The sequence below is a fragment of the Amycolatopsis sp. cg5 genome, assembly GCF_041346955.1.
Classification (GTDB): Bacteria; Actinomycetota; Actinomycetes; order Mycobacteriales; family Pseudonocardiaceae; genus Amycolatopsis.
In genome coordinates this window covers 890,283-917,140 of record NZ_CP166849.1, presented here as the reverse complement: position 1 = coordinate 917,140, position 26,858 = coordinate 890,283, and the positions used below count along the sequence as shown (strand labels likewise).

General features: G+C 69.4%; 22 protein-coding genes. 4 read left to right on the top strand and 18 right to left on the bottom strand.

Going from position 1 to position 26,858, the window contains the following annotated elements; translation table 11 throughout:
- Nucleotides 1-41 precede the first annotated feature (41 nt).
- Together AB5J62_RS04645 and AB5J62_RS04640 are read right to left on the bottom strand one after the other, a co-directional pair.
- Nucleotides 42-839 (bottom strand): uroporphyrinogen-III synthase, encoded by a 798-nt coding sequence (locus tag AB5J62_RS04645; protein WP_370946867.1) that lies wholly within the window; start codon nucleotides 837-839, stop codon nucleotides 42-44.
- Complete coding sequence (locus tag AB5J62_RS04640; RefSeq protein ID WP_370946866.1) at nucleotides 832-1,803, bottom strand: helix-turn-helix transcriptional regulator; 972 nt, start codon at nucleotides 1,801-1,803, stop codon at nucleotides 832-834. Before AB5J62_RS04640 ends, AB5J62_RS04645 begins: the two co-directional genes overlap by 8 nt.
- A gap of 62 nt (nucleotides 1,804-1,865) precedes the next feature.
- Between AB5J62_RS04640 and AB5J62_RS04635 the strand changes: the two genes are divergently transcribed.
- The gene (locus tag AB5J62_RS04635) at nucleotides 1,866-2,270 is read left to right on the top strand and encodes a DUF3224 domain-containing protein (RefSeq protein ID WP_370946865.1); all 405 of its coding nucleotides are present in this window, start codon (nucleotides 1,866-1,868) and stop codon (nucleotides 2,268-2,270) included.
- A gap of 12 nt (nucleotides 2,271-2,282) precedes the next feature.
- Nucleotides 2,283-3,401, top strand: a complete 1,119-nt coding sequence (locus AB5J62_RS04630; RefSeq protein ID WP_370946864.1) for a DNA glycosylase AlkZ-like family protein — start codon at nucleotides 2,283-2,285, stop codon at nucleotides 3,399-3,401.
- Between the two features lie 339 nt (nucleotides 3,402-3,740).
- Here AB5J62_RS04630 and AB5J62_RS04625 read toward each other — a convergent pair whose 3' ends face one another.
- From AB5J62_RS04625 to AB5J62_RS04575, 11 genes are all read right to left on the bottom strand, one after another.
- Nucleotides 3,741-4,877 (bottom strand): S8 family serine peptidase, encoded by a 1,137-nt coding sequence (locus tag AB5J62_RS04625; protein WP_370946863.1) that lies wholly within the window; start codon nucleotides 4,875-4,877, stop codon nucleotides 3,741-3,743.
- 31 nt (nucleotides 4,878-4,908) lie between these two features.
- Complete coding sequence (locus tag AB5J62_RS04620) at nucleotides 4,909-7,062, bottom strand: hypothetical protein (RefSeq protein WP_370946862.1); 2,154 nt, start codon at nucleotides 7,060-7,062, stop codon at nucleotides 4,909-4,911.
- A gap of 111 nt (nucleotides 7,063-7,173) precedes the next feature.
- Nucleotides 7,174-9,264 (bottom strand): hypothetical protein, encoded by a 2,091-nt coding sequence (locus AB5J62_RS04615; protein WP_370946861.1) that lies wholly within the window; start codon nucleotides 9,262-9,264, stop codon nucleotides 7,174-7,176.
- A gap of 113 nt (nucleotides 9,265-9,377) precedes the next feature.
- Nucleotides 9,378-10,040, bottom strand: coding sequence for a sirohydrochlorin chelatase (locus tag AB5J62_RS04610; protein ID WP_370946860.1), 663 nt, complete (start codon nucleotides 10,038-10,040; stop codon nucleotides 9,378-9,380).
- Complete coding sequence (locus AB5J62_RS04605; RefSeq protein ID WP_370946859.1) at nucleotides 10,037-11,146, bottom strand: uroporphyrinogen-III synthase; 1,110 nt, start codon at nucleotides 11,144-11,146, stop codon at nucleotides 10,037-10,039. The genes AB5J62_RS04610 and AB5J62_RS04605 overlap by 4 nt, the downstream gene beginning before the upstream one ends.
- Nucleotides 11,143-11,484, bottom strand: coding sequence for a nitrite reductase small subunit NirD (gene nirD, locus AB5J62_RS04600; RefSeq protein WP_370946858.1), 342 nt, complete (start codon nucleotides 11,482-11,484; stop codon nucleotides 11,143-11,145). Before nirD ends, AB5J62_RS04605 begins: the two co-directional genes overlap by 4 nt.
- Nucleotides 11,481-13,988: a nitrite reductase large subunit NirB gene (gene nirB / locus AB5J62_RS04595; RefSeq protein ID WP_370946857.1), complete on the bottom strand. Its 2,508-nt coding sequence runs from the start codon at nucleotides 13,986-13,988 to the stop codon at nucleotides 11,481-11,483. The genes nirD and nirB overlap by 4 nt, the downstream gene beginning before the upstream one ends.
- A gap of 162 nt (nucleotides 13,989-14,150) precedes the next feature.
- On the bottom strand, nucleotides 14,151-15,512 hold the full coding sequence (locus AB5J62_RS04590; protein ID WP_370946856.1) for a nitrate/nitrite transporter: 1,362 nt from the start codon (nucleotides 15,510-15,512) through the stop codon (nucleotides 14,151-14,153).
- 17 nt (nucleotides 15,513-15,529) lie between these two features.
- On the bottom strand, nucleotides 15,530-16,957 hold the full coding sequence (locus AB5J62_RS04585; RefSeq protein WP_370946855.1) for an FAD-dependent oxidoreductase: 1,428 nt from the start codon (nucleotides 16,955-16,957) through the stop codon (nucleotides 15,530-15,532).
- A complete protein-coding gene (locus AB5J62_RS04580) occupies nucleotides 16,954-19,005 on the bottom strand; it encodes a molybdopterin oxidoreductase family protein (protein WP_370950180.1) in 2,052 nt (683 codons plus the stop codon). The genes AB5J62_RS04585 and AB5J62_RS04580 overlap by 4 nt, the downstream gene beginning before the upstream one ends.
- A 146-nt stretch (nucleotides 19,006-19,151) precedes the next feature.
- Nucleotides 19,152-19,949 carry a TIGR02569 family protein gene (locus tag AB5J62_RS04575; protein ID WP_370950179.1) on the bottom strand — a complete coding sequence of 266 codons (798 nt, stop codon included), beginning with the start codon at nucleotides 19,947-19,949 and terminating at the stop codon, nucleotides 19,152-19,154.
- A gap of 111 nt (nucleotides 19,950-20,060) precedes the next feature.
- Between AB5J62_RS04575 and AB5J62_RS04570 the strand changes: the two genes are divergently transcribed.
- Nucleotides 20,061-20,606 carry a hypothetical protein gene (locus tag AB5J62_RS04570; RefSeq protein ID WP_370946854.1) on the top strand — a complete coding sequence of 182 codons (546 nt, stop codon included), beginning with the start codon at nucleotides 20,061-20,063 and terminating at the stop codon, nucleotides 20,604-20,606.
- A gap of 61 nt (nucleotides 20,607-20,667) precedes the next feature.
- Here the strand turns inward: AB5J62_RS04570 and moeZ are convergent, their stop codons facing one another.
- From moeZ to AB5J62_RS04555, 3 genes are all read right to left on the bottom strand, one after another.
- Nucleotides 20,668-21,846: an adenylyltransferase/sulfurtransferase MoeZ gene (gene moeZ, locus AB5J62_RS04565; protein ID WP_091299383.1), complete on the bottom strand. Its 1,179-nt coding sequence runs from the start codon at nucleotides 21,844-21,846 to the stop codon at nucleotides 20,668-20,670.
- A 104-nt stretch (nucleotides 21,847-21,950) separates the two neighbouring features.
- Entirely contained in the window at nucleotides 21,951-23,090 is a 1,140-nt protein-coding gene (locus AB5J62_RS04560) for a DUF3152 domain-containing protein (RefSeq protein WP_370946853.1), read from the bottom strand.
- An 80-nt stretch (nucleotides 23,091-23,170) separates the two neighbouring features.
- On the bottom strand, nucleotides 23,171-24,031 hold the full coding sequence (locus AB5J62_RS04555; protein ID WP_370950178.1) for an alpha/beta fold hydrolase: 861 nt from the start codon (nucleotides 24,029-24,031) through the stop codon (nucleotides 23,171-23,173).
- Nucleotides 24,032-24,266: 235 nt separating this feature from the next.
- Here AB5J62_RS04555 and AB5J62_RS04550 point away from each other — a divergent pair, with 235 nt between their 5' ends.
- A complete protein-coding gene (locus AB5J62_RS04550; RefSeq protein ID WP_370946852.1) occupies nucleotides 24,267-24,896 on the top strand; it encodes a TetR/AcrR family transcriptional regulator in 630 nt (209 codons plus the stop codon).
- A gap of 105 nt (nucleotides 24,897-25,001) precedes the next feature.
- On the opposite strand, the gene AB5J62_RS04545 is transcribed toward AB5J62_RS04550, so the two are convergent.
- Both AB5J62_RS04545 and AB5J62_RS04540 read right to left on the bottom strand, forming a co-directional pair.
- Nucleotides 25,002-25,910 carry an alpha/beta fold hydrolase gene (locus AB5J62_RS04545; RefSeq protein WP_370946851.1) on the bottom strand — a complete coding sequence of 303 codons (909 nt, stop codon included), beginning with the start codon at nucleotides 25,908-25,910 and terminating at the stop codon, nucleotides 25,002-25,004.
- The gene (locus tag AB5J62_RS04540) at nucleotides 25,907-26,806 is read right to left on the bottom strand and encodes a diiron oxygenase (RefSeq protein ID WP_370946850.1); all 900 of its coding nucleotides are present in this window, start codon (nucleotides 26,804-26,806) and stop codon (nucleotides 25,907-25,909) included. The genes AB5J62_RS04545 and AB5J62_RS04540 overlap by 4 nt, the downstream gene beginning before the upstream one ends.
- Nucleotides 26,807-26,858 lie beyond the last annotated feature (52 nt).

Sequence of the window (26,858 nt, the reverse complement as noted above, 5' to 3'; positions counted from 1 at the left end):
GGCTCGTGAGTGGTATGGCCGGTTCTAACCGGTCATACCACTCACGACCCCAACGCGGAGGCGAGCAGTTTCACGAGTGCGCCCAGGCGCTGACGCTCCGGCTGCAGGGTCGGGATGCCCAGCTCGGCCAGCGGCGCCGCCGTGACCGGTCCGACGCAGGCGCAGACGACGTCGCCGCGCAAGGCGTCCACGAGCGCGTCCAACCGGCCCGAATCGCTCGCCAAGGTGAGCAGGTTCTTCGCCGCGGGTGCGCTTGTGAAGGCCAATGCGCCCACTTCGCCCGCGAGAACGCCGTCGAGCAACCGGTGCGCGGGCGAAAGGTCCTCCGGCCAGAGCCAGCGGTACGGCTGCGCTTCGATGACCGAGGCGCCCGCGTCGAGCAGCTGCCCGGTGAACTCCGGCAGCGGGCCGCCGTGCAGCTGGACCGCCACCCGCGCGCCGGAAACACCCGTGTCGACCAGGCCAGCGAACAACTCGGCGTTCGTCTCGGACGCCGCCGACCAGTGCTCGGTCAGGCCTCGGCCACGCACCGCGCCGACCGCCTTCGGACCGCGCGCGAAGATCCGGGAGCGACCCAGGACCGGGACGAGATCCAGGCTCCAGCCGTCCGCCGCGTCGGCCCAGCCCCGGAAGCCCGCGCCGGTCGTGATGACCGTGTAGTCGACGCCCGACAGCACTTCGGCGGTGGCGGCGCGCAGCAAGGCGTCATCGGGCAGCGGGACGATGCGAATGGTCGGCGCGTGCCGGACCGTGGCGCCTTTGCGTTCGAGCGCGGCGATGAACTCGTCCGCCCGGCGCTCGGCCGTGATGCCGATGGTCACTCCGGTCAGCTCAGCCATATGACGCGCCCATCTCCCTGATCTCCCGCGCGACCTGGTCGGCCAGGTCGGCCGGTGCCAACACTCGCAGATGACTGCCGAAGCGCAGCAGCTCACCCAGCGCGGGTTCGCCGCTCTCGACCGGCAGGTCCACGAGCAGCCAGCCGTCGGCGTCCGGCTCGCGCGAAGCCCGCGCTTCACGGACCGCGCGTTCGCCGACCGCACCGCAGTAGAACCCGGCCAGCGCCTGCGCGCGCGGCGACATGGCGACCAGCGCGACCCGCGGGAACATCCGGCGCTCGAACTGTTCGGACCATTCCCGCCAGGTCGACGCGAGATCGAAGTCGGCCGGTCGTTCGAACGGGTCCATTTCCTCGACTTCGCGGATCCGCGAGACGCGATACATGCGGTCGCTGCCGTCGCAGCGGCCCGCGAGGTACCAATTGCCCGCCTTCAAGATCAGGCCGAGCGGCAGCAGGGTGCGGTCGACGACGCGCTGTCCCCACTTCTCGTAGCGGACGCGCAAACGCTTGCTCTGCCAGACGGCTTCGGCGATCGCGGAGAGATGCGGCAGGCTTTCGATGCCGCGATGCCAGCCCGGCACGTCCAGGTAGAAGCGCTCGGCGACCTTGCCGGCGCGGCTGCGCAACTCGGCGGGCAGCGCCGCGTAGAGCTTGAGCTGGGCGGCCGCGAGCACCGTGCCGAGGCCCAATTCGGCCGCCGCGACCGGGAGACCGGCCAGCGAAAGCGATTGCGCCTCTTCCTCGGTCATCCCGGTGAGCCGCGTGCGGTAGCCGTCGACGAGCTGGTAGCCGCCGGTGCGGCCACGGTCGGCGTAGACGGGCACGCCGGAGGCCGACAGCGCGTCGATGTCACGGTAAACCGTGCGGACGGACACCTCGAGCTCCGCCGCCAGCTCGTCGGCCGTCATCCGGCCACGGTTCTGCAGCAGGAGAAGGACCGAAAGCAGCCTGCTCGCTCGCATACGCTCATTCTGGCAGTAAAACCTGACACAAGCTGACAGGTATGCCCGGCACAGTGATCCGCATGAACACTTTCACGCCGAAGAACTGGGACGAGAAGATCGTCAGCGGGACCGAAGGCTCGCCCCGGGTCGCGCACGCGCACGTCACGTTCACCTACACGGGTGTCATCGAGGGCGAATCCGTGTGCGACTACCTGCTCTTCTACCCCGGCGAAGGCTTCGACGGCCGAGGCACCACATCGCCGGGCCTCGAACGCATCGAAGGCACTGTGGACGGTCGCGCGGGCAGCTTCGTCATCCGCCACGAGGTAGGTTTCGACCTCAAAGGCGTCCACGGCAGCTGGACGGTCGTGCCCGGCTCGGGCACCGGCGAACTCGCCGGGCTGAGCGGCGGCGGCGAGGCGTCCGGCACCGTGGGCTCGACGGACTCGCAGACGATGTCCTACACGTTCGAGTACTCGCTCTAGGGAGTCACCGAAGTGCTGGAAATGGATCGCGCGCAGGTCATGGCGTACCGGATCGCGGCGCAGGGCCTGCACCGCGACGAAAAAGACGCGGCGAAACTGGCCGTGTTCGACCTGGGTGTGCAGGACAGCAGCCGCGACACGGCGTTGCACGCGCTCGTCGCGCGACTCGCGGCGCCGCTCACGGGCGAGTCGTTCACCCAGGACGACCGGTTCGCGCTCGTCTGGTCGCACCGTGGCGCCCAGCACTTCCATCGCCGCGAGGACCTGCCGGAGCTGACACGCGCGCTGGTCCCGATCGACGAGGCCGACGCGATGGCCAGGATGGGCTGGAACCGCAAGATGGTCGAGGCGGCGGCGATCCCCGCGCTCGACACCCTGTTCATCGCCGCCCGCGCGATGCGCAAGGCCATCCCGAAGCCGACCGCGAAAGGCGACGCGAGCACGGCCGTCACCAAGCTGATCCCCGAAGGCCTGACGTATTACTGCCGCGGCTGCCAGGTCGTGCACATCCTGGAGCAGCTCTTCCGGATCTCGTCCCTGCACGGCGGTATCCGCCTGGAGCCCGACGCGACGCCGGCCGTCCTCGCGCCGCTCGAAGGCCGCAAACCGGTCAGCACCAAAGCCGACCTCGCGGCCGCGACCGCCGTCGTGCGCCGGTACCTGCACGTCAACGGCCCGGGAACGCGCGCGGACGCGGCCGGGTTCGCGGGCACGACCGCGGGCACCGTCAAGAACACGTGGCCGGACGACCTGACCGAGGTGCGGGTGGAAGGAAAGCCCGCGTTCCTTCCACCGGAACGGGTTTCCGAGCTGGAGAACCCGCCGGAACCGGATCTCGTCCGGCTGCTGCCGTCCTGGGACCCACTGCTGCAGGCGCGGGACCGGGCGATACTGGTGCCGGATCGCGCACGGCAGAAAGAGGTCTGGCGGATGCTGGGCAACCCCGGCGTCGTGCTGGCCGACGGCGAGATCGCGGGCACCTGGCGCGCGAAGGCGGCCGGGCGGAAGCGGCTCGACTTCGACATCAGTCCCTTTGAGACGCTCCCGCCCGCCGCACGCGAAGCCGCCCGCGAGGAAGCCTCGCGTATCGCGACCGCCCGCGGCTTCGCGGACGTGAAGGTCACCTTCTAGCCGCGATTGTGGCTTGGCGGTGCGGAGTTTAGCGGGCTTTATCCCCTCCTGACCTGGCTCGATGAAGGGAAGAATCGGGACGCTCAGCGGCACGCATGGGCGGGGCGCTTGTCACGCTCAGGGGAATGAACGTGGCTTGTATGCGCTGGGTTAGTGCGTTTGTAAGCGTTGAACGCCCCGTTTCCCACTCACCCGGGCCGCGGTCTGGGTGACAAGGGCGGCCCTTGTCACCCAGAGCGTTGCAAGGGCGACCCTTGTCACGTGCCAAGGCGGATCGGGCAGCCGGTCGTGAGTGGTACGGCCGGTTCTAACCGGTCTAAACACTCACGAGCCCCATCGTCAGAAGGCGGCCAGCCCGTCGGGTGTGCCCACCCCGGTCGGGGCGTCGTAGCCGGGCTTCGCGACGCACAGGTAGTCGCCGCCGCATTTGGCGCCGCCCAGCCTCGGGTCGTTGTTGCCGGTGACCACGTCGAAGAAGCCCGTGCGTCCATAAAGGTCGCCAGGTGTGCCGAAATGACCGGTCCGGCCGTAGAGCCCGGCGATGAACGGCGCCGACGCGCTGGTGCCGTCGACGGTGACCCAGCCGCCGACGTCGGCGACGTGGATCGCGAGTGTCTCGGCGACCGCCGCGACGTCCGCGACCGTGCGCTTGGCGCAGTTCTTGTCCTTCTGCCAGCGCGGTTTCGCGACGTAGGCCGAGCAGGCGCTGCCGCTGCCCTGCCACACGGTCTCTGCCCAGCCGCGAGGTGAGGACTCGTCACGCGCCAACGTCGTCCCGCCGACGGCCACGACCGAGCTCAGCGACGCCGGGAAGCTGGCCGCGGTGAACCCGCTGTCGCCGGAAGCCGCGACGATCGTCGTGCCCGCGTGCGCGTAGCTCTTCGCAAGCGCCATCGCGGAGCCGTTTTCCTTGCCGCCGTAGCTGTTCGACACGACCTTCGCACCGAGACGGACGGCCGTGTCGACGGTCGCCGCCATGTTGCCCAGCTGCGGATCGTCGGCCTCGACCACCAGGATCCGGCACGTCGGGCACGCGGCCGACACCATCGAGACGTCCAAGGTCGACTCGATCGCCCAGCCACGCTCGAACACGGGCAACGGGCCGGCGTCGCCGCGCTGGTTGACCTTGCGGAAGCAGCCGTTCGCGGTGGTGCATTCGGGCATGCCGAACTGCGCGCGGTAGGTGTTGAGATCCTGCTCCAGATTCGGCGCGTCGTAAGCGATCGAGATCGCGACCAGCGTGTCGGCGCCGCCGCTCGCGGGAAGCCGGTACGCCGAGGCGAGATCCGGGGCTCCCCAGCCGGACGGCGCGTCGGCGAGACCGCGGACGGCGGGTGCGTACGACGTCAAACAACGCACGTGGCCCGGTTTGCCGTCGGGACAGGCCGCACGGGCGGCCGGTGCGCCGGTCGCGGTGCCCGTCGCCGCCGACAGCCCCGCGATCACCGCGAAAAACGCACAAAGAACACGTTTCATGATTCCCCTTGAGTTTCAGTCAGCACGGTTTTCAGCGCGCGACCTGGAACGCGCGCGTGATCGTTTCGGTGATGGCGCCGCCCGCCTCGTCGCGCGCGGTCACCCGCAGCGACACGAAGCCGCCCCTGAAGTCCGGGAACGACGCGGTGAACGCGGCGCGGAACTTCCCGTCCTGCCCGGTGGTGGCCGCGTCCGCCCAGGTCGCCCCGTCGTCGAGGGAGAACTGCGTGGTCACGCTCGTGATCGCGCTGGCGGTGGCCTGCTGCAGATGCCCGACGGTGAGATCGACGTACTGCGGCCCGGCCTGGGTGCGCCCGGCCAGGCTCAGGTTCCCGACCGAATAACCCAGTGTCAGCAACGGTTCCACCGCGCACGCCCGGTCCTGCGTGCCACTCGTGCAGACGAACGCGCCGGGCAGCGTCGCGCCGTCGACGTGCTGTGACTTCCACGTCCATTCGGTGTGCGAGGTCGTGGCGAGGGTGTACATCGGCCCGATCCGGCTCGCGTCGAGGCTCAGCTGGAACGTCGACGGCGCCGGGTCGACGTTCTGGTCCAGTTGCATCCCGAGCACGGAGCTCTGGTCACCCTCGGCGATCTTGGTCCCGTTCTGGGTCAGCGTGTACTGCCCGCTGACCGTGTCGCGCGGATCGCCCAGGTAACGGAATGCCTTGTGCCCCGGCTGGTTGTCGCCGAACGGGACGATATCGACCTTCAACCGGTCGCCCGCACGCAGCGCGGGCGGGACCGTTCGGATCGAACTGTCGTCGGGCGCGACCTGGCTGACCGAGCCGGTCGGATGCAACGGGTACTTGTTCCACTCCTCGGTGACCGTTCGGCCCGCGGTGTAGCGATGGTTCGACTCGTCCAGCATGCCGCGCTCGGTCGGGTACCCGCTCGACGATTCCGTGTATTTGGCGAGGAAACCGAACCAGCGCAGATCGGGCGCCGCCGAGACGTATTCGGTCTGCCTGGCAGGCAGCACGATCGACTGGGTCGGCCCGCCGCCGCCTTCCTTCTGGAACGCGAACATCGGCGCGCGCAACCGCAGGCCGACCGTCTGATAGTCCGAGTAGTACGAAGCGTTGACGGTCGCGATGTCCTGGTCGGTCACGACGTAGCGCTGCCGGGGAATGAATCCGTGCGTCGGCTTCATCAGGTAGTACTCGTACGCGGGACCCGGCGGCGAGACGAGCCTGGTCTGCGCGTAGCTCTGCAGCTCGCCGATCGTGACCGGCTTCAGCGACGGCGAAACCCACACCGGGACGCCCGGCGCGGTGTCCATGCCCAGCGACGAGCCACTGCCGATCTTCGCCGCGCGCCGGTAGAAGAAGCCGTTGTTGGACAACAGCGAAGGCCTGGGCGTCACCCATTCGACCTTGCTGTTCGCCTTCGACGCGTCCATCCGGACCGTCATGTCCTTGGCCACGGTGATTTCAGGCTGGGCCACGACGTAGTCACCGAGCTCGTTGTTTTCGGCGTCGGACACGTAGTGGATCGCCAGCGCGCTGTAGTGCCCCTCCGGCACGCTGAACCGCACCTCGCCGTTCTCGAAGCGGCCGTACGCTTCTCGGTAGTCGAGCAGATCACCGTTGTCGACGTTGTAGAGCAGCACCGAAGTGCCGTTGGCGGGCTTGCCGTCCGGACCGTTCGCGGCGAACTTGAGCGTCCGCATGACCGAATTCGTCTTGGCCTTCGGCGCTGCCACGCCGGGCAGCCGCAACGCGCCGTCGGCGAACAGGCCTCGCCCGCCGAAACTGCCGCGTGCCTTGTCTTCGGCGTATTGCTTGGCGAGCGCGGCGCCGAACGCCTTGGCCGCGTCGGCGTCCAGGCTCGCCCTGCCTTCGATCGGCACGCGGCCGTCCCGCTCGGCCTTGGCCAGCGCGTGCACGTCGAACAGATTCAGATCGAGGCCGTTGCCGAGGTACGGCAACGCGGTCGCCGGGATCTCGAACGACTTGCCGCCGGTCTTGAGATGGACGAACGACCGGGCGATGCCCTTGTCTGCCGCGGGTCTGACCTCGGTGAACTCGGTGCCGTCCGGCGAAGTGTGGATCACCACCCGGTCGCCGGTCGGCAGCAGGACGGTGTCGGCCGGTGGTGCTTCGGGCTCGGCGGTCGCGGGCGCGGCGGTGAGCAGTGCACCGCCCGCGACCAGCGCGGAAAGGATGGACAAGGACCTACGCACTCATACCTCCCAGTGTGAGTCGGCAACGAACTCACGGTCGAGGGGCCGGTGAACGTTGCCCGGCAAGCGAAATTGGCCCGTTCGGCCCAGGCCACCTCGACCGAATGGCCACTAGGACAGCACTTTGTAAGCGCGCGTGACCGTCTCCGAGATCGCCCCGCCCGCCGAGTCGGCCGCGGTCACCTTCAGCGACACGTAGCCGCCGTTGAAACCGGGGAACGACGCCGCGAAGGCCGCGGTGAACTTGCCGTCGCCGTTCGCGGTGACGGTCGCGTCCTGCCAGTTCGCGCCGTCGTCGAGCGAGAACTGGACGGTCGCGCCGGTGATCGGGCTCGTCGCCGCCGACTGCAGATGCCCGACGGTGAGGCCGACGCTCTGCGCCCCGTTCGGCACCCGGCCGTCCACACCGAGCCCGCCGACCGCGTAGTTCAGCGTCAGCAACGGTTCCGCCGCGCACGCGCGGTTCGCCGGCTGCCCCTTGGGGGACGTGCAGACGAGCGAACCGGGCAGCGTCGCGCCCTCGACGTGCTTCGACGGCCACGTCCATTCGGTACGCGTATCCGTGGAAAGCGCGTAGTTCGGCCCATAGCGGTAGGCGTCGAGCGCGAGTTTGAGCGTCGACGGCTTGGGGTCGAGTGCCTGCTCGAACCGAAGGTCGACGCCGCCACCGGCGTACCCTTCGACGAGCGTCGTGTCGTCCTGCGTCAGCCGGTACGAGCCGCCGATGCCGTCACGAGGTTCGCCGTAGAAGCCCATCCCGGTGTGCCCAGGCTGGTTGTCGCTGAACGGCGTGAGTTCGAGCCGGAGCAGGTCGCCGTCCCTGGTCACCGGCGCGACGGTGAAGTTCGACTTGTCGTCGACCAGGCTGAACGCGCCCGCCGGATGCAACGGGAACTTGTTCCAGTCCTCGGTCAGCGTCTGCCCCGCCAGGTAGCGATGCCACGACTCGTACTGCCCGCCGTACCAGGCCTGGAACCCGCCTGCCCCGGTCTGGCTGTACTTGGCGAGCCCGCCGAACCAGCCGAGATCGGTCCCCGTCGAGACGTATTCGGTCTGTTTCCTCGGCAGCGTGATCGGGTGACTGCCCCCGCTGCCGCTCTCCTGGAACGAGTACATCCCGGCGCGCTGGCGGATCCCGGTCAGGCCGAATTCCGAGTAGTAGCTCGCGTTCACGGTCGCGAGTTCGCTCGCCTTGACGACGTAGCGCTGCTGCGGAATGACACCGGTCGCGGCCTTCTGCAACTGGTACTCGTACGGCACGCCCGGCGCGGGCGCCGAGATCAGCCGGGTGTGCGGATAGGTCTGCAGCGCGCCGACGCGAACGGGCCGGGTGCTCGGCGCGACCCAGATCGGCGCGGGCCCCGCGCTCACGTCGACGACCTGAGCGGTCCCGACGGTCGCGGCCCTCCGGAAGTAGAACCCGTTGTCGGCCAACAGCGACGCTCGCGGCGTCACCCAGTCGACCTTGCTGGTCGCGCGCGTCGCGTCGACGCGAACGGTCGTGTCGACGCCGACCGCGAATTCAGGCTGGCTGACGAACCGCGCGCCGGTGACGTTGTCCTCGGCATCGGTGCTGACGAACAAACCCAACGCGCTGTAGCGCCCATCCGGCGCGCTGAACTTCGCGGTGCCACCGTCGAAGTAGTTGACCTGCTCGTCGAAGTCCAGCAGATCGGCGTTGTCGACGTTGTACAGGAACGCGACACCTTCGTTCGCCGGTTTGCCATCCGGGCCCAGCGCGTCCAAGGAGACCGTTCGCATCGGCGACTTGACCGCGACCCGCTTCGGCGCCTTACCCGCGAACAGGCCCTGCCCGCCGAAGCCGCCACGCGCGCGGTCCTCGGCGTACTGCTTCGCGAGCGCCTTGCCGAACTCCTTGGCCGCCTTGGTGTCGGTCGTCTTCGGCTTGGCGTGGATGTCGAAGTCGGCGAGCTCCAGTCCACGGCCGAGATACGGCAACGCGGTCGCGGGCACCTCGAAGGTCCTGCCCCCAAGCCTCAGGTGGACGAGCGTCGCGGCGACCCCCTTGGTCATCGCGGGCCGCACCTCGGTGACCTCCCTGCCATCCGGCGCCACCCTGATGACGACCTCGTCGCCGGTGGGCAGCAGGACCGTGTCCGTCGGCAAGCCGGGATCCGCGAGCGCCGGCGGGACCGCGAGCACGGCGATCCCCACGGTGAGCAGGGACAAGAGTTTTCGCACTGGCTCCTCCGATGGTGAGTGGGCACCGATATATAGGGTTGAGACCCTCGATCGGTTGCCTCTCGATCGGAAGTTGCGCCGTTCGGCCTAGCCGTGTCCTGGACGAAAAGGCGCTAGGCGACCCGCGCGTGCCGGACCGAGTGATAGCGCCGCCGTACCAAATCGGCGATCAGGTCATGGTCCCCGAGCGGCTCGGCGACCACATCGGCACCGGAAGCACCGACGCGACGCTGGAACAGTCCGGGCGCCAGCAGCCACGAAGCCACCGCGACGCGTCCGGGCAGCCCGGCGACGACTTCGGCCACCGAAGGCGACGCCGTGGCCGCGAACCCGACCCGCACCGGCACGCCGAGCCGGACGGCCAGCGCGTGCGCGGCCACGTCGACGTCGGCGAGCGCGCGGCGGTCGCTGGAGCCCGCGGCGGCGAGGACCACCGCGTCGCCGGGCGCGTATCCGGCTTCGAGCAGACGAGTACGCAGCACCTCGATCAGCTCGGGCGCGGGACCGAACGGCCGCGCGATCAGCACGTCCGGATGACCGCTCGCCTCGACCTGCGCCGGCACGTCGGTCCGCACGTGATACCCGGCCGCCAAGAACGCGGGCACGACCACGGCGGGCTCACGCACGGCGCGCAGCACGGTCGTCACGTCCGGGGCCCGCACGTCGGCGTAGGCCACCCGCACCTCGACATCGTGCGCGCGCACGCGGGCGGCGAGCCGTTCGGTCATCTCGGCGCCTGCCGGGTCGCGGGTGCCGTGCGCGGCGAGGACGATCATCGAGCCGCCTCGACGGCCAGGCGGTAACCCCGCTTCACGACGGTCTGCACCACTTTTCCCTCTCCCAAAGAAGTCCTGAGCCGTCCGATGGCCGTCTCGACCGCGTGCTCCTCGCCGCCGGACGGCAGCGCCGAGATCAGCTCACGCCGTGAGATGACCCGGCCGGGCTCGGCGGCGAGCACCCGGAGCAACGCCATCGGCGCCGGGGCCACATCACACCACTGACCGTCCACAATGGCCGCTTGACCACGCAGCTCGATGCGCCTGCCTGCCACGAGCAGCCGAGGTGACCTGGCTTCCAAAGCCTGCGAAACCGTCCGAGCCAGCGCGCCGATCCTCGCGCGCTCGGGCTGAACGGTCGGAATGCCCAGCGCCGCCAACGGGGCCGCGGTGATCGGGCCCACGCACGCCACGACGACGCGGCGGGTCAACGCGTCGACCAAGCCGGGCAACCGCGCGGTCCGTTTCGCGGTCGCGAGCATGCTCGCGACCGCGGGCGCGCTGGTGAACGGCATCGCGTCGATCGAGCCGTCGAGCACGGCGTCGAGCAGTTTGTCGAGCGGCCCTGGATCGGCGGGGCCGACCCAGCGGTACACCGGGATCTCGATCACCTCGGCGCCCGCGTCGCGCAGCGAGTCCACGAAGTACGGCAGCGGCTCGCCGTGCAGCTGGACCGCGATGCGCTGACCGTCCACACCGGACGCGAGCAGATGCTGCAACAGCTCCGCGTTGCTCTCCGACGCCGGCGAGTAGTCCTCGGACAGGCCTGCCGCGCGGATGGCCCCCTTGGCCTTGGGGCCCCGCGCGAGCACCGACGCGTGGGCGAGCCGGTCGAGCAGCGCCTCGCCGATGCCCCAGCCTTCCGCCGCCTCGATCCAGCCGCGGAACCCGATCCCGGTGGTGGCGACCACGGCATCGAGCCGCTCCGCCAGCAGGCGGGCGGTCGCGGCGTGCAGCTCGGTGTCGTCCGACAGCGGGACGATCCGGATCGCCGGTCCATAGCGGACGGTCGCGCCCTTGCGTACCAGCAACGCGCCGAGCTCGTCAGCCCGGCGCGCCGCGGTGATGCCGACCGAGAAGCCGGCCAGTGGCAGCACAGCCGTCATGGCGACCCCACGTGCACCACGCCGTTGACGACGCGCACGGGGTAGGTCGGCACGGACACGCCGTCCTCGTCGAGACAGCGTCCCGTCGCGAGGTCGAACTGCTGCTTGTAGATCGGCGACGCCACCACCGGGACACCGGAACTGTCGCCGACGATCCCGCGCGAGAGCACCGCGGCGCCACTGAACGGGTCCACATTGGACAAACCGAAGAAGTCCTTGCCGGTGCGGAAGATCGCCACCTGGGTGCCGTCGGCCAGCAGCGCGGCGACACCCGACCCGGTGGGCACCTCGCCCGACGGGCACACGGCGACCCAAGATCGCTCCACGGACACGGTCATCGTCCCACCACCTCGGGAATGCCCAGCATGACCGGGACTTTCTGCTCCCGCTCGGTGCGGAAGGAGATGCTCGGGTCCGGCACACCGGGCGCGTTGACGAACGAGCTGAACCGCGCCAGCTTCTCGGGGTCGTCGAGCACGCCGCGCCACTCGTCGGCGTAGGTGCCGACGTGCTCGGCCATCGCCGCGTCCAGTTCGGCGCAGATGCCGAGACTGTCGTCGACGATCACCGCGCGCAGGTGGTCGAGCCCGCCGTCGAGCTCCTCGATCCACGGCGCGGTGCGCTGCAGCCGGTCGGCCGTGCGGATGTAGAACATCAGGAACCGGTCGATCGTCCTGATCAGCGTCTTACTGTCCACATCGGACACGATCAGGTCGGCGTGGCGTGGCGTGGTGCCGCCATTGCCACCCACATAGAGGTTCCAGCCCTTCTCGGTGGCTATGACGCCGAAGTCCTTGCTGCGCGCCTCCGCGCATTCCCGCGCACAGCCCGAAACGGCGGACTTGAGCTTGTGCGGCGAGCGCAGGCCGCGGTAGCGCAGCTCCAGCTCGATCGCCATGCCGACGCTGTCCTGCACGCCGTACCGGCACCACGTCGAACCGACGCAGGATTTGACCGTGCGCAACGCTTTCCCGTACGCGTGGCCGGATTCGAACCCCGCGTCCACCAGCCGCCGCCAAATCTGCGGCAGCTGGTCGACGGTCGCGCCGAACAGGTCGATCCGCTGCCCGCCGGTGATCTTCGTGTACAGCCCGAAATCACGCGCGACCTCGCCGATCACGATCAGCTTCTCCGGCGTGATCTCCCCGCCCGGAATCCGCGGCACCACCGAGTACGTGCCGTTGCGCTGCATGTTCGCCAGGTACCGGTCGTTCGTGTCCTGCAGCCCGGCCTGCTCGCCGCCGAGGATGTGCCCGTTGCCGAGCGAGGCCAGTATCGACGCGACCGCGGGCTTGCAGATCGCGCAGCCGTCGCCCGTGCCGTGCTTGCGGATCAGCTCGCTGAACCGGTCGATCCTGGTCGCGCGCACGATCTCGAACAGCTCGGCGCGCGACTGCGTGAAGTGCTCGCACAGCGCCTTCGACTGCTCGACGCCGCACGCGGTCAGCAGCTTGCCGAGCAGCGGCACGCAGGAACCACACGCGGTGCCCGCCCGCGTGCACGCCTTGACCTTGGCGACCGAGTCGCAGCCCTCGCCGATCGCGTGCGTGATCGCGCCCTTGGTCACCGCGTTGCAGGAACAGATCTGCGCGGCGTCCGGCAGCGCGTCGACGCCGATCGCCGAGCCCGAAGCCGGCGCGCTCGAAATGATCGAGGCCGGGTCGGCGGGCAGTCGCTCGCCGACGAGCGCGCGCAAGGTGTTGTACTCGCTCGCGTCGCCGACCAGCACGCCGCCGAGCAGTGTCTTGGTGTCGTCGGAGACCACGAGCTTCTTGTAGGTGCCGCCGACCGCGTCGTTGACGACGACCTCGAGCGCGCCCTCGGTCGCCGCGTGCGCGTCGCCGAAGCTCGCCACGTCGACGCCCATCAGCTTCAGCTTGGTCGAGGTGTCCGGCTCGGGGAAGGTCGCCTGCCGCCCGGTGAGCTGCGCGGCGACCACCTCGGCCATCGCGTAGCCCGGCGCGACGATGCCGTAGACCTTGCCTTCGACGGCGGCGCATTCACCGATGGCGTAGATGTTCTCGTCGCTGGTGCGGCAGCTCCGGTCGACGAGGATCCCGCCGCGCTGCCCGACGTCCAAACCGGACTCACGGGCCAGGTCGTCACGCGGGCGGATACCGGCGGAGAACACCACGAGGTCGAGGTCCAGCTCGGTTCCGTTGCCCAGCCTGGCGAACAGGCGGTCGCCGTCGGCCTCGATCGCGTCAGTCGACGTTCCCGTGTGGACGGTCACGTCGAGTCCCGTGATCAGCCTGCGCAACAGCCCGCCGCCGCCTTCGTCGACCTGAAGCGGCATCAGGCGTGGCCCCATTTCGACCACATGCGGCGACATCCCCATGTCCCGCAACGCCTTCGCTGCCTCCAGACCGAGCAAGCCACCGCCGACGACCATCGCGGCGCGGCGGCCGCGGCCGGGCTTCGCGGCCCGTTCCCGGATCGCGTCGAGATCCTCGATGGTCCGGTAGACGAAAACGCCCGGCAGATCGTGGCCTTTGACCGGCGGCACGAACGGCCGCGAGCCGGTGGCCAGCACCAACGCGTCGTACGGCTGCGCGAACCCGGCGGCGGTGGTGACCGTCTTGCGCGCACGGTCGAGGATGACCACCGGGTCGCCGAGCCGGAGTTCGACGCGCTCGTCGCCCTCGTAGCCCGCGCCGGGCATCGCCAGCTTGGCGGGATCCCAACTGTCCACATAGGACGTCAGCGCGACGCGGTCATAGGCTGGGCGGTTTTCCTCACCCAGCACGACCACCCGCCACGCGCCGTCGAGATCGTCCGCGCGCACCGCTTCGACGAGCCGGTGCGCGACCATGCCGTGTCCGGCGACGACCAGCGTCTTCATCAAGGGCGTGTCTCCTCGTTCTGGTCGATGGGCTTCGTGATCCAGGTGGTTCCTGGCGGCGCGGGCGATTCGCCCTCGTACCGGGTCGTACTCGGGTGAAGCGCCCGTGCCGCCAGGGGCCACCTGGGCGCGAAGACCGCGATCAGAACGAGGAGACACGCCCTAGACCTCCGCTCCGGCGAGTGCCAGTCCTCGGGTGCTCGTGACGGTCGCGGGCTGCTTGCGGAGGTAGACCACCCAGGTCACCACGAAGCAGACCCCGTAGAAGGCCAGGAAGCCGATGAACGCGGGCACGCCGCTCTTGGCCGTCGCGAACGACTCGCGGAACGCCAGGTTGATGAACAGGCCGCCGAGCGCGCCGACCGCGCCGGCGAGCCCGATGAGCGCGCCGGAAAGCTTGCGGGCCTTGAGAAGTTCCGTGGTCTCGTCGGCGCCCGCCTCGATCGCGACCTTGGCCTTGGCGCGGAAGATCGCCGGGATCATCTTGTACGTCGAGCCGTTGCCGACGCCGGTGAGTACGAAAAGGACGATGAACGCGATCGTGAACAGTGCCAGCGACTTGGCGTTCGACGCGATGATCAGCACGACCGTCGCGGAGCCCATCAGCGCGAATGTGCCGAAGGTGACCTTGCCGCCGCCGAGCCGGTCGGACAGCCAGCCGCCGACCGGCCGGGACAGCGAACCCAGCAGCGGCCCCAAGAACGTCACCGCGACCGCTTGCAGCGGCGTCCGGCCGAACTGGTTCTGCAGCACCAGGCCGAACGCGAAGCTGTAGCCGATGAATGAGCCGAACGTGCCGATGTAGAGGAACGACATCACCAGCGAGTGCGGGTCCTTGATCACCTCGCGCATGGCCTTGGTGTCACCGCGCACGGTCGCCAGGTTGTCCATGTACAGCCACGCGAACACGGCCGCGACCACCACGAGCGGGATGTAGATGAAGAGCACCAGCCGGGGCTGCGCGGCGCCGACCGTGCCGATCACGAGCAGGCCGACCAGCTGGACGGCGGCCACGCCGAGGTTCCCGCCGCCCGCGTTGAGGCCGAGTGCCCAGCCTTTCCGCTTCTCGGGGAAGAACGTGTTGATGTTCGTCATGGACGACGCGAAGTTGCCGCCGCCGACACCGCCGAGCGCGGCGACGATCATCAGTGTGCTCAGTGAGACGCCGGGCTCCAGCACGACTGCCGCGAGTATCGTCGGGATCAGCAGCAGCGCCGCGCTGATGACCGTCCAATTGCGACCGCCGAATCGCGCGACCGCGAAGGTGTACGGCAGCCGCATCAGCGCGCCGACCGCGGTCGGCGTCGACACCAGCAGGAACTTGTCCGCGGCGCTGAACCCGTAGTCCTTGCCCATGAACAGGACCATGACCGACCACAGTGTCCATACGGAGAAGCCGATGTGTTCGGCCAGAATGGAGAACCAGAGGTTGCGGGTGGCCACCTTCTTGCCGGTGGACTCCCAGAACTGCTCGTTCTCGGGTTCCCAGTGCTCGATCCAGCGCGAGCCGGTCCTGCTGCCCATCACATTCTCCTTCGTCATCACTGGGCTCCGAGCCACTCGGCGATCCCGCGCACCGCGTCGCCGCAGCCACCGCAGCCGGTCGTCGCCCTGGTCGCGGTCGCCAGCTCGGCCACCGAACAGGCGCCGGACTTCCACGCCTCGACGAGCCTGCCCTTGGTCACCGTGTTGCAGCGGCAGACCACGGCCGCCGCGGGCAGGTCCGCCGGGCTCGACGCGGGTGTCGCGGCGCCGGGCAGAGATCGTCCTAAGAGGACACTGAGCCGATCGGCGGGCATCGGCGTTCCCCGGTCGTAAAGCTGGGTGATGTTCGCGGCGGCGTCGGGAATGCCGAGCACGATCGCGCCGGCGACCTTGTCCTTGCGCACGACGAGCTTGGCGTAGCGCCCGCCCGAAGGGTCGGCGAAGCAAAGGACCTCGGACCCTTGGGCGCCGACTTCGGCGCCCACCTCGCCGAGAGACGCGAGATCGATGTCGCGTGCCTTCAGGCGCGTCACGACCGAGGTTCCCCGGTAGCGGGCTCGCATGTCGGTGCCGGTCAGCAGGTCCGCCAACGTCTCGGCCTGATCCCACGCGGGCTGCACGAGCCCGGAGATCGTGCCAGGGTGCTGCGCGCAGTCGCCGATCGCGTGGATGCGGCCGTCGCTGGTCCGCAGCGCGTCGTCTACCAGCACGCCGCGATCGACCTGAAGTCCCGCCTCGACCGCCAACGTGGTGTCGGCGCGAACGCCCGCCGAGACCACCACCAGGTCCGCCGGGACGTGACTGCCGTCGTCGAGCTTCAGCCCGTCGCCGGGCAGGTAGCGGGCGGCGCTCGCGCCGAGCCGGAAGTCGATGCCGAGCTTTTCCAGTGAGCGCACCAGAACCTGGCTCGCGCCGGGGTCGAGCTGGCGTTCCATGATCGTCGGCAACGGGTGCACGACGGTGACGAAGTTGCCGCGCCCGGCCAGTCCGCGCGCGGCTTCGAGGCCGAGCAGGCCGCCGCCGAGCACGGCGACCGGCGCGCCGAACTTGGCTGCTTCGAGAATGCGGTCACAGTCATCCAGCGTGCGGAACGCTACGACGTCGGCGCCGAGTTCGAGTCCCTCAACCGGCGGCAGCCACGGCCTGCTGCCGGTCGCCAGCACGAGCACGTCATAGTCCACTGTGGACTCGTCGGCGAGCACGACCTGCCGCACCGCCCGGTCGATGCTCGTCACGCGGGTGCCGACGCGGAGGTCGACGCCGGTCTTGCCTGCCCAGCCTTCGTCATGCAGGCGGACGGTTTCCGGGCGCATCGTCCCGGCGACGACCGCCGAGAGCAGCACCCGGTTGTACGCGTGGTGCGGCTCTTCGCCGAGCACGGTCAGCATGACCCGCGAACCGTCGGGGTCGCGGTGGCGGATCTCGTCGGCCAGCCGCGCGCCCGCCATGCCGTAGCCGAGAATGACGACCTTGCGTGGACTCATGCCGGATCCTCCTCGTCGCGGGACAGGGAAACCGCACACACCTTGAACTCGGGCATCCGGCTGATCGGGTCGAGCGCCGGATTGGTGACCAGGTTCGCCCGCTGCGCGCCGGGGAAGTGGAACGGCAGGAACACGACATCGGGCCGCATCGACGCGACCGCGCGCACCCGCGCCCGCGTCTCGCCGCGCCGCGACTTCACCAGCGCCCAGTCCCCCTCGGACAGCCCGGCCCGCGCGGCGGTGTCGGGATGCACTTCGACGAACACCTCGGGTACCGCTCTGGCCAGCTCGTCGACCAGCCGGGTCTGCGCGCCGGATTGGTAGTGCTGCAGCACCCGGCCGGTGGTGGCCTGCAACGGGAACTCGTCGTCGGTCCGCTCGGCCGGGCCGGAGTGGTCGACGGCGACGAACCGCGCGAGCCCGTCGGCGTGCGCGAACCGGTCGAGGAACATCCTGGGCGTGCCGGGGTGCTCGACGTCCGGCACGGGCCAGTACAGTGCCTCGCCCGCGCGCAGGCGCTCGTAGCTGACGCCGGAGTAGTCCGCGAGGCCACCCCGCGAAGCCTCGCGGAGCTCGGTGAACACCGTCTCGGCGTCCGTGGGGAATCGGCCGTCCGGCTGACCGAGCAGCTTGGCGAGCCCGGCGATCACGTCGAGGTCCGTGCGCACGCCCTCGGGCGGGGTGACCGCGCGCTTCCGCAGCAGGACACGGCCTTCGAGATTGGTCATCGTGCCGTCTTCTTCGGCCCACTGGGTCACCGGGAGCACGACATCGGCGAGCGCGGCCGTCTCGGACAACACGAGATCCGCGACGACGAGCAGATCCAAGGCGGCGAGCCGGTCCGCGATGTGCGCGGCGCGCGGCGCGGAGACGACCAGGTTGCTGCCGAAGATCATCAGCGCTTGGGGGCCGCCTTCGGTACCGAGCGCGTCGAGCAGCTCGTAGGCCGAACGTCCGGGGCCGGGCAGCGAATCCGCGGGCACGCCCCAGACACCGGCGACGTGTTCGCGCGCGGCCGGGTCGTCGATCTTGCGATAACCGGGCAGCTGATCGGCTTTCTGGCCGTGCTCGCGCCCGCCCTGACCGTTGCCCTGACCGGTGATGCAGCCGAAGCCGGAACCCTTTCGGCCCGGCAGGCCCACCGCGAGTGCCACATTGATCCACGCGGTGACCATGTCGGCGCCGCGCGCGTGCTGTTCGGTACCACGTGCGGTGAGGATGTACGCGTTGCGCGCGGCCGCGAGCCTGGCGGCGACCCGGCGCTGGTCCGCGGCGGACACCCCGGTGACGCGTTCGGCACGTTCCGGCCACCACCGCGCGACCACCCGCCACATGTCCTCGAAACCGGAAGTCCGCGAGTCCACATAGGACTGATCGAGGTGTCCGTCCGCGACGACCGCGTGCAGGATTCCCAGCGCCAGCGCCAGATCCGTGCCGGGAGCGGGCGCCAGATGCAGACCGGCCAGCTCGGCGGTCGGAGTGCGGCGCGGATCGACGACGATGAGTTCGCCGCCGCGCAGGTGCTGGACGAACGGCGGCATCGTCTCCGCCGGGTTCGCGCCGATGAGCAGCACGACATCGGCTTCGGCGAGATCCGTAACGGGAAAAGGCATTCCGCGGTCGAGCCCGAACGCCCGATTGCCCGCCGCGGCGGCCGACGACATGCAGAACCGGCCGTTGTAGTCGATCTGGGAGGTACCGAGCGCGACCCTGGCGAACTTCCCCAGCAGATAAGACTTCTCGTTGGTCAGCCCGCCGCCGCCGAACACGGCGACCGAATCCGCGCCGGACGTTTCGCGCAGCTGTGTGAGCTTGCGCGCGATCAGACCGAGCGCGTCGTCCCAGCTCGAAGGCACCAACTCGCCGTCCACCCGCACGAGCGGCGTGGTCAGCCTGGCAGGCGAGTTCAGCAGCGAGCCCGAAGTCCAGCCCTTCTGGCACAGCCCGCCCGCGTTGGTCGGGAACTGGCGAGGCTGGACATCACTACCGCGCAGGCTCATCCCGCACTGCAGTGCGCAGTACGGGCAGTGCGTGGCCACAGCGCTGATCGGAACAGCACTGGCTGGCTCGGCGGTCGTGGTCACGAGCGTGACGCTAAGCAGCGCTTGTTACCTGGAAATGCCCTTATGTTTCGGGGAAGTTGACAATAGCCGCCTCGCGCAGCCTCACATCGTGAGAAACAGCGTGCTGGTCGTCACACGAGTTCGCTGACCTCACGGGCCGCGGCACGCAGTCCATCCAGTGCCGCACGCGTCGACCTGGGGTTCAGCGCGTGCGCGGCTAGCCGGAACAAGATCGCCCGCAACAGCAGCTGTGACCATTCGGGCAGATGCGCCCAGCGGCGCAGCAATTCGATGTCGGCGCCGCCCCACGCGATCGCGTCGACCGCGACCACGGCCGCACCCCATTCGGCAGGACGGAAATAAGGGACGAAGTCGACGATTCCGGGCGCGGCCTTGCCCGAGTAGACGACGCCGGCGAGCAGCTCACCGTGGACCACTTGGTCCGGCAGGTTGACCGGACGGCGCGCGCCGGCGAGCACCTCGAACCAGCGGCCACCCCTGGTCTCCTCCAACGGCACTTCCAGCTCGCCCCACGCGACCCGGTCGGCGATGGCCTCGGGTTCCCGCCTGCTCGCCAGGAAGGACGGGCGCGCGAGCCGCGCTGTCGCCTGATGCAGTTTGACCGCGGCCAGCACGGTCTCGTCCGCGCGATGTTCCGGCGTGCCCGGCACGTATTTGTTCGCGGCCCAGCCCGCGACGATCCAGCGTCCGTCCGACGCGCGCACCGGCCGCGCGATCCGCAGGCCCGGCGCGTCGATCTGCTCCAGCGCCCGCGCCGACCACACGGCCCGGCTCTTGTCGGCCACGGGTTTCACCACGATGTCGCCACATCGCCAGACCGTCCCGCCCGGCAGCGGCTCAAGCTCGGCGGGATGAGCGCCGAACGCCGAGCAGACATGCTCCGGGGGACTCTGATGCCTGACGACCACGGCCACACACGTTACCTCGGGCTCGGCTCCACGAAAGAGAACGAAGTCGTGTCGCCGACTTGAGTAAAGCTACTGATGTACGTGGGCGGCCAGGCCCGACAAGATGCCCGCATGAACATGACCAGGGCGAGCTGGATCCAGCTCGCCTCACTGTGGGGAGCTGCCGTCCTCGTCCTCGTGACGGCGGGCTGGCTGTTGCTGCTCGGCGGGTTCTTCGGCAGCCCGCTGCTGTCGGCGCCGGTGCCGTTCATCCTGGTCGGCGTCGCCTACGCGCTCGGCTCGGCCACCCGGCCCGCGTCACGGCTGACCGAAAGCCACGGCACCCGCGTGCTGTGGGCCTTCTTGGTCGGCCTCGTCGGCCTGGCAGGCACGTTCTTCCTGTTCGCCGCCTTCGACGCCGCCGGCATCGATCACGTGCCCTGGCTGGTGATCATCCTGCTCGGGCTGCCCTATCCGCTGGTGGCGGGCATCCTCGCGACGCCGTGGGCGTTCCGGGCCGGAGCTCTCGTGCTCACGGCCGCGCTGATCGTGCTCGGCGTTTGGCTTCCGGCGAGCCGTGACAAGCCCGCGTCGACGGGCGAGCGGTTCGCGGAGATGGTCCACGACGTCTTCGTCCCGCACAAGGCGAAGCAGCTCAGGCTCGACTTCGGTGACTGATAGAACAAGGGCACGTGTGAATTGTTGAACATTTCACACGTGCCCTTGTCGAACGTGAGGATCAGTAGGTCGGCAGGCTCTGGTCGATCTGCCTGGCCCAGGCGAGCACGCCACCACCGAGGTGGGTCGCGTCCTTGAACCCCGCCTTGTGCAGCGCGGCCAGCGCCTCGGCCGAACGCGCGCCCGACTTGCAGTGCAACACGATCGGCTTGTCCTGCGGCAGCTCCGCGAACGCCTCACCCGAGAGGATCCGGTCCTTCGGGATGAGCGTCGCGCCCTTGATGTTCACGATCTCGTACTCGTGCGGCTCACGGACGTCGATCAGCGCGAAGTTGTCGCCGTTGTCGAACTTGGCCTTGAGCTCGGCAGGCGTGATCGTGCTGCCGGCCGCGGCGTTGGCCGCCTCGTCGGACACCACACCGCAGAACGCGTCGTAGTCGATCAGCTCGGTGATCTTCGGGGTCTCCGGGTCCTTGCGGATCTTGACCTCGCGGTACTTCATCTCCAGCGCGTCGTAGCTGATCAGCCGCCCGAGCAGCGGCTCACCGATGCCGGTGATGAGCTTGATCGCCTCGTTCACCATGATCGAGCCGATCGACGCGCAGAGCACGCCCAGCACGCCGCCCTCGGCGCACGACGGGACCATGCCGGGCGGCGGCGGCTCGGGGTAGAGGTCGCGGTAGTTGAGGCCCTTGCCGTTCGGCGCGTCCTCCCAGAACACGCTGACCTGGCCTTCGAACCGGAAGATCGAGCCCCACACGTACGGCTTGCCCAGCAGCACCGCGGCGTCGTTCACCAGGTACCGGGTGGCGAAGTTGTCCGTGCCGTCGACGATCAGGTCGTAGTCGCGGAAGATCTCCAGCGCGTTCGAGCTGTCGAGCCGGTCGGTGTGCAGGTACACCTTGACGAACGGGTTGACCTCGGCGATCGACTCCTGCGCCGAAGCGGCCTTGAGCTTGCCGATGTCGGACTGGCCGTGGATCACCTGGCGGTGCAGGTTCGACTCGTCGACCTCGTCGAAGTCGACGATGCCGAGCGTGCCGACGCCGGCGGCGGCCAGGTAGAGCAGCGCCGGGCTGCCCAGGCCACCGGCGCCGATGACCAGGACCTTCGCGTTCTTGAGCCGCTTCTGCCCGGTCACCCCGACGTCGGGAATGATCAGGTGACGGCTGTAGCGAGCCACCTCTTCCTTGGTGAGCTCGGCAGCCGGCTCCACGAGCGGCGGCAGCTTGCCAGACATCCGGGTCCTCCATCTCGCGCGTTATCGCGTTCGCATCCCAGTATGTCTAACGCGCGCAGGCAACTCGTACTTCCCGTTGCCCACTTCGTGGGATTCCGGGCGCGCTAACCGCCGGCTTTGCCGGACGGGTTGGGCCAGGCGTTGGGCTTGCAGACCTTGCCGTCCGCGGGCACCTTGCCCTTGTCGCCGCCGGGGATGTTGTTCAGCTTCTCGACGTAGTCGTTCGCGACGCCGAAGGACTGCTGCATCATCACCGGCGCGAGCGCGCCGTTCTCGGCGCAGCCGACGTGCTTGCCGCCGAGCGCGTGGCCGACCTCGTGGTTGATCGCGTACGCGCGATAGCCGCTCAGGTCGTTCTCCCACGCCTTCGCGCCGCGGATCCACCTGGCCACGTTGATGATCACGCGGCCGGCGCTGCTGCGGTAGCAGGAGGCCTCGAACTTGATCTGGTAGCCGCACAGGTCCGCGCGGTGTGTGGTGTTCGAGCTGGTCAGGCTGACCTTGAAGCTCGGGTTCGGGAAGTTCGCGTCGACCCGCTGCAGGGTGTACTTGCCGGTGCCGACCCAGCTCTGCTGGCTGGACAGGGTGTTCTGCACCGAGGCGGCGAAGCTGTCGTCGCCCTGGTAGGTCGCCGGGTCGAGGCCGTCCTCGGCTTCGATCGTGTAAGTGAAGAAGGCGCCGCCGGTGCCCTTCTTCTCGCCGGCGGGCCCGGGAATGGCGTGCCAGGTCCCCTTGCCCGTCTCCGTGAACGGGTTGCCGTCGGGCAGTTCGGCCGTGTCCACCTTGAGGTCGATCGGCGTCGGCGGGTTCTCGACCAGCACGTCGCCGCCGTTGCCGTCCCCGGAGCCGTCCCCGGATCCGGCCGCGGCGCCCGTGCTCTGCCCGGCCGCCTCGCTGACGGGCTCGGCCGGCCCGCTCGCGGTCCGGAACACCACGAGCACGGTCAGCACGACCAGGATCGGCACGGCGTACATGCGCCAGCCGTACACCTTGCCGAGCTTCGAAAGCTTGCCCTTGTCAGCCTGCTTCTTCCGGGCGGCGGGCTCCGACTTGGGCTCCCATGCCGCGGTCAGCGGCTGCGCGGCGGTGCGACGGGAACCGGGGCGGTAGCGCTCCTCGGTGACCCGCGACGTGCTCGCGCGCTGGCTGGGCCGGTACTGACCGGACTGCGGTGCGCGGCGCTGAGCCGACGGATACTGAGCCCGCCGTTCCTCGCCTCGCGCATCCTGCGTCACCCGGTCCACGCACCAAGAGTGCCATAACCAAACCGTGATGCTTCGAGCGACTGGCGGAATACCGAAGGAATGATATTCACTCGAATGGGCTACCATGTCCCGTTTTCGACACATTCCCACAGACCGAGGACCGCCCTCGCTACGGCAATCGGGCGTTCCATTTGCGCCACATGGCCGGTTCGCGGAAGAACGAGTAATCGCGCGTGGGGCAGGGCCTCGGCCGTGCGGACCGCGCGTTTGGCGGAGATCACTCTGTCGTGGATCCCCCAAACGACGAGTGTGGGAGCGGTCACGGTCCGCGCGACCGACCACAGCGAGCCTTCGCCGCGTGCGCTCCAGGTCCGGAAGATCCCGAACGTGCTGCGCGCCAGCGCGGGCGTCGCCCAGTTGAATCCGGCGCGCTCGCTGTGTTCCTGCTCGAGTTCGTCAAGACGGCTTTCGGCGAAGGCGTCCGGCTCGGCGTAGCAGAGCTTGATGACCTGCTTGGCCCGTTCACGCGGACCGAGCGCGGCGAGCTGCCGTCGCACCCGGCGGCCGACGAGCGGCAGGTACGCGAGCGCCATCCGCGGGTCGGAAAGCCGACGTGGGTCGAGGCGACGATCCGGCATCGCGGGCGAGATGAGGGTGAGCGTCCGCACGAGCTCCGGCCGGCGCGCGGCGAGCAGGAGCGAGACGGCGCCGCCCATCGAATTGCCGAGCAGGTGGACCGGCTTGCCGCCCTGCTCCTCAACGTACTTCCCGAGGACATCGGCATGCGCGTCGAGGCTGAAGTCGAACCCCGGCTCCGGCTCGGAGAACCCGAATCCCGGCAGGTCGACGGCGGTGCCGGCGGCGAACGGCGACAGCTGCGCCGCGAGGTCCGTCCAGTTCGTCGACGAGCCGCCGAGCCCGTGCACGTAGACGGCGGTCGTGTCCGCCGGGCCGTCGACGCGCCGGACCGCGAGCCCCAGCTCGGCCGTCCGCGGGTAGGGCGGGCGGGCCCCGTCGAGCGGCGGGAGCGGGGTGTTCGACAGCGGAACATGGGTCAGCGGCGAACGGGTGACACCGGGGCTGGAAACTGTACGAGACACCAGACCAGGATGCCTCACCCTTGGCGGTAGAGGTGTACCGGCGAGTAATGTCGGGTGAGCTTCTGGTGGCGGTGACCCCGCCACCGGCGGAGGGGTCGCTCGACGTGGAGGAAGCATGACGGAGATGGCGCGTTTGCAGCAACGAGGGGTCCGCCTGCCCCGGACCGAACGCCGCGCGCAACTGCTGGCGGCAGCGCAACGCGTCTTCGCCGCCAACGGGTACCACGCGGCGGCGATGGACGAGATCGCCGAGGAGGCCGGCGTCAGCAAGCCGGTGCTCTACCAGCACTTCCCCGGCAAGCTCGACCTCTACATCGCGCTGCTCGAAAGCCACGTCGACGAGCTGGTCCGCCGGGTCAAGGACGCGCTCGAGTCCACCTCGGACAACAAGCAGCGCGTCCCGGCGACGGTCGGCGCGTTCTTCGACTTCGTCAACAACGACGCGGGCGCGTTCCGCATGGTCTTCGAGTCCGACCTGCGCGGCGAACCCGCGGTCCAGGAGGCGGTCGACAGGGCCACCTCGGCCAGCGTCGACGCGATCACCGACACGATCACCGCCGACGCGGGCCTCGACGAAGACAAGGCCCGCCTGCTCGCGGTCGGCCTCGTCGGCCTGAGCCAGGTCAGCGCCCGCTTCTGGCTCGCGCACCACCAGTCGATGAGCCGCGAGGAGGCGGTCGCCCTCACGGCGAACCTGGCCTGGCGCGGCATCGGCGGCGGCTTCCCGCTCCAGCACCAGGACTGAGCCCTCAAAAAATCCCAATGTGGCTTTCGTCAGATTTCAGCTGACGAAAGCCACATTGGGGGTACGAAAACTGACCAATGCCGCATTGGGATTTTTCCCGCTGGGTCAGAGACGGGCGCAGGCCCTGGTCAGGGCGCTGATCCGGGCTGCGACCTCGTCGGCTCGCTCCTGGGGGAGCATGTGGCCGGCGCCCGGGTAGAGCATGAACTCGGCCTGGGGCAGCTCGTCGGCGATGACCCTGGCGTGGCCGACCGGGCAGAGCCGGTCCTTCTCCCCCGCCAGCACGACCGCCGGGACGTGCCTGAGCGCGGCGAGCGCGACGCGGCGGTCGTGCTGGGATATCGCGTCCTGAAAGCCCCCTACGCTCGCAGGATGCGCACAGAGCAGCTGCTCCGCGACCGAGTGGACGTCTTCGCGGCGCGGATGGTCGCCGAAGACCAGGAACCGGGCGCCCGGCCGGACCATCGACGGCGGCAACGGCAGCGCGTCGGCGCGCCGCCGCGCGAGCATCTTCGCCAGTTTGCGCTCGAACCGCGCGGCGCCGCGACCGGCGACACCGGGCAGGCCGAGGGTGATCCGGTCCATCTGGCCGGACGAGGTCGCCACGAACGCGACGCCCGCGACGCGTTCGGTCACCAGTGCGGGGTGCCGATCGGCGAGTTCCATGATCGTCATGCCGCCCATGGAGTGCCCGGCCAGCACGACCGGACCGTTCGTGCGGGCGGTGATCAGTTCGGCGAGGTCGTCGGCGAGGCGCGGGATCGTCGCGGTGCCGTGGGTCGCGGGCGCCGAGCCGCCGTGGCCGCGCAGGTCGTAGCGCAGCACGCGGACCGACGGGTCCAGCCGCCGGGCGACCGAGTCCCAGGTCCGGTGATCCTGGGTCCAGCCGTGCACGAGCACGAGCGTCAACGCGGAGTCCATCGGGCCTGACGCCCTGACGTGCAGCGCGGTGCCGTCGGCGGTGACGAAACGGTGCGCGCCTGCCGGGTTCCGGCGCGTCTCGATCGCCGTCATCGGAGCAGGAAGGACTTGCGCCAGAAGTACATTCCCGGCTTGCCGACGAGACCGGACTCCTGCAGGAACGGCATGATCTTGCCGCCTGCCCAGTGGATGGTCTCCTGCCAGTGCTCGTTGTTCAGCGCGGCTTCGACCCCGTCGCGCGGCCTGATGCCGACGGCCTTGTACACACCGGGGTTGATGAACGCCCGCGTCACGAAGTACGAGATCAGCGCGATGATGAACTGCTGGTAGACGATCTCGGACTTGGACAGCTTCGCCATCCCGCGGGTGACCTCTTCGCGCGCGAACGTGACATGCCGCGCCTCTTCGAGCACGTGGATCCGGTTGACCATGCGCACCAGCGGCTGGATGTCCGGGTCGTTCATCTGCTCGCGCTGCAAGCGGTCCAGCACCTCTTCGGCGACCAGGATCGCGCCGTAGCGGGCGGGTCCGTAGCTGATGGTCGGCATGAGCTTGGCGAGCCGGCGCAGCCACGGGACCGGGCCGTACGCGGGGCAGCCGATCCGCGCGGCCATCCGCGCGAACATCGTCGAGTGGCGGCACTCGTCGGCGACCTCGGTCAGCGCGTACTGCGCGTGCGCGCTCGTCGGGTCCTGCTCGTAGACCTCCTTGAGCAGCATCTGCATCAGGAGGATCTCGAACCAGAGACCGGTCGTCGCGACGCTCGCGACCTCGTGCTTGCCGAGCTCGATGCGCTGTTCCGGGGTGAGCGTGTCCCACAGCTCGGTGCCGTAGAGCGAGGACCGGTGTTCCGGGATGAAGCGTTTGCCCTCGACGAGCGGCGCGGCCCAGTCGAGGTCGACATCGGGGTCGTAGAACTTGGTCGCCGACGACTTGAGCAGCCGTTCGGCGGTCTTCTCCCGGTCGGGTTCCCTGAGCGTCCGCGTCATCGCGTCGTCCTCCCAAATGCATGTAACTTGAGGTAACAGTTACCTCTGGTAG

What these genes read in the sequence shown, in the direction of transcription:
- AB5J62_RS04645 (WP_370946867.1), bottom strand. Translation starts at nt 839, where the DNA reads ATGGCTGAGCTGACCGGAGTGACCATCGGCATCACGGCCGAGCGCCGG.
- AB5J62_RS04640 (WP_370946866.1), bottom strand. Translation starts at nt 1,803, where the DNA reads ATGCGAGCGAGCAGGCTGCTTTCGGTCCTTCTCCTGCTGCAGAACCGT.
- AB5J62_RS04635 (WP_370946865.1), top strand. Translation starts at nt 1,866, where the DNA reads ATGAACACTTTCACGCCGAAGAACTGGGACGAGAAGATCGTCAGCGGG.
- AB5J62_RS04625 (WP_370946863.1), bottom strand. Translation starts at nt 4,877, where the DNA reads ATGAAACGTGTTCTTTGTGCGTTTTTCGCGGTGATCGCGGGGCTGTCG.
- AB5J62_RS04610 (WP_370946860.1), bottom strand. Translation starts at nt 10,040, where the DNA reads ATGATCGTCCTCGCCGCGCACGGCACCCGCGACCCGGCAGGCGCCGAG.
- AB5J62_RS04605 (WP_370946859.1), bottom strand. Translation starts at nt 11,146, where the DNA reads ATGACGGCTGTGCTGCCACTGGCCGGCTTCTCGGTCGGCATCACCGCG.
- nirD (WP_370946858.1), bottom strand. Translation starts at nt 11,484, where the DNA reads ATGACCGTGTCCGTGGAGCGATCTTGGGTCGCCGTGTGCCCGTCGGGC.
- nirB (WP_370946857.1), bottom strand. Translation starts at nt 13,988, where the DNA reads ATGAAGACGCTGGTCGTCGCCGGACACGGCATGGTCGCGCACCGGCTC.
- AB5J62_RS04590 (WP_370946856.1), bottom strand. Translation starts at nt 15,512, where the DNA reads ATGGGCAGCAGGACCGGCTCGCGCTGGATCGAGCACTGGGAACCCGAG.
- AB5J62_RS04585 (WP_370946855.1), bottom strand. Translation starts at nt 16,957, where the DNA reads ATGAGTCCACGCAAGGTCGTCATTCTCGGCTACGGCATGGCGGGCGCG.
- AB5J62_RS04570 (WP_370946854.1), top strand. Translation starts at nt 20,061, where the DNA reads ATGAACATGACCAGGGCGAGCTGGATCCAGCTCGCCTCACTGTGGGGA.
- moeZ (WP_091299383.1), bottom strand. Translation starts at nt 21,846, where the DNA reads ATGTCTGGCAAGCTGCCGCCGCTCGTGGAGCCGGCTGCCGAGCTCACC.
- AB5J62_RS04550 (WP_370946852.1), top strand. Translation starts at nt 24,267, where the DNA reads ATGACGGAGATGGCGCGTTTGCAGCAACGAGGGGTCCGCCTGCCCCGG.
- AB5J62_RS04545 (WP_370946851.1), bottom strand. Translation starts at nt 25,910, where the DNA reads ATGACGGCGATCGAGACGCGCCGGAACCCGGCAGGCGCGCACCGTTTC.
- AB5J62_RS04540 (WP_370946850.1), bottom strand. Translation starts at nt 26,806, where the DNA reads ATGACGCGGACGCTCAGGGAACCCGACCGGGAGAAGACCGCCGAACGG.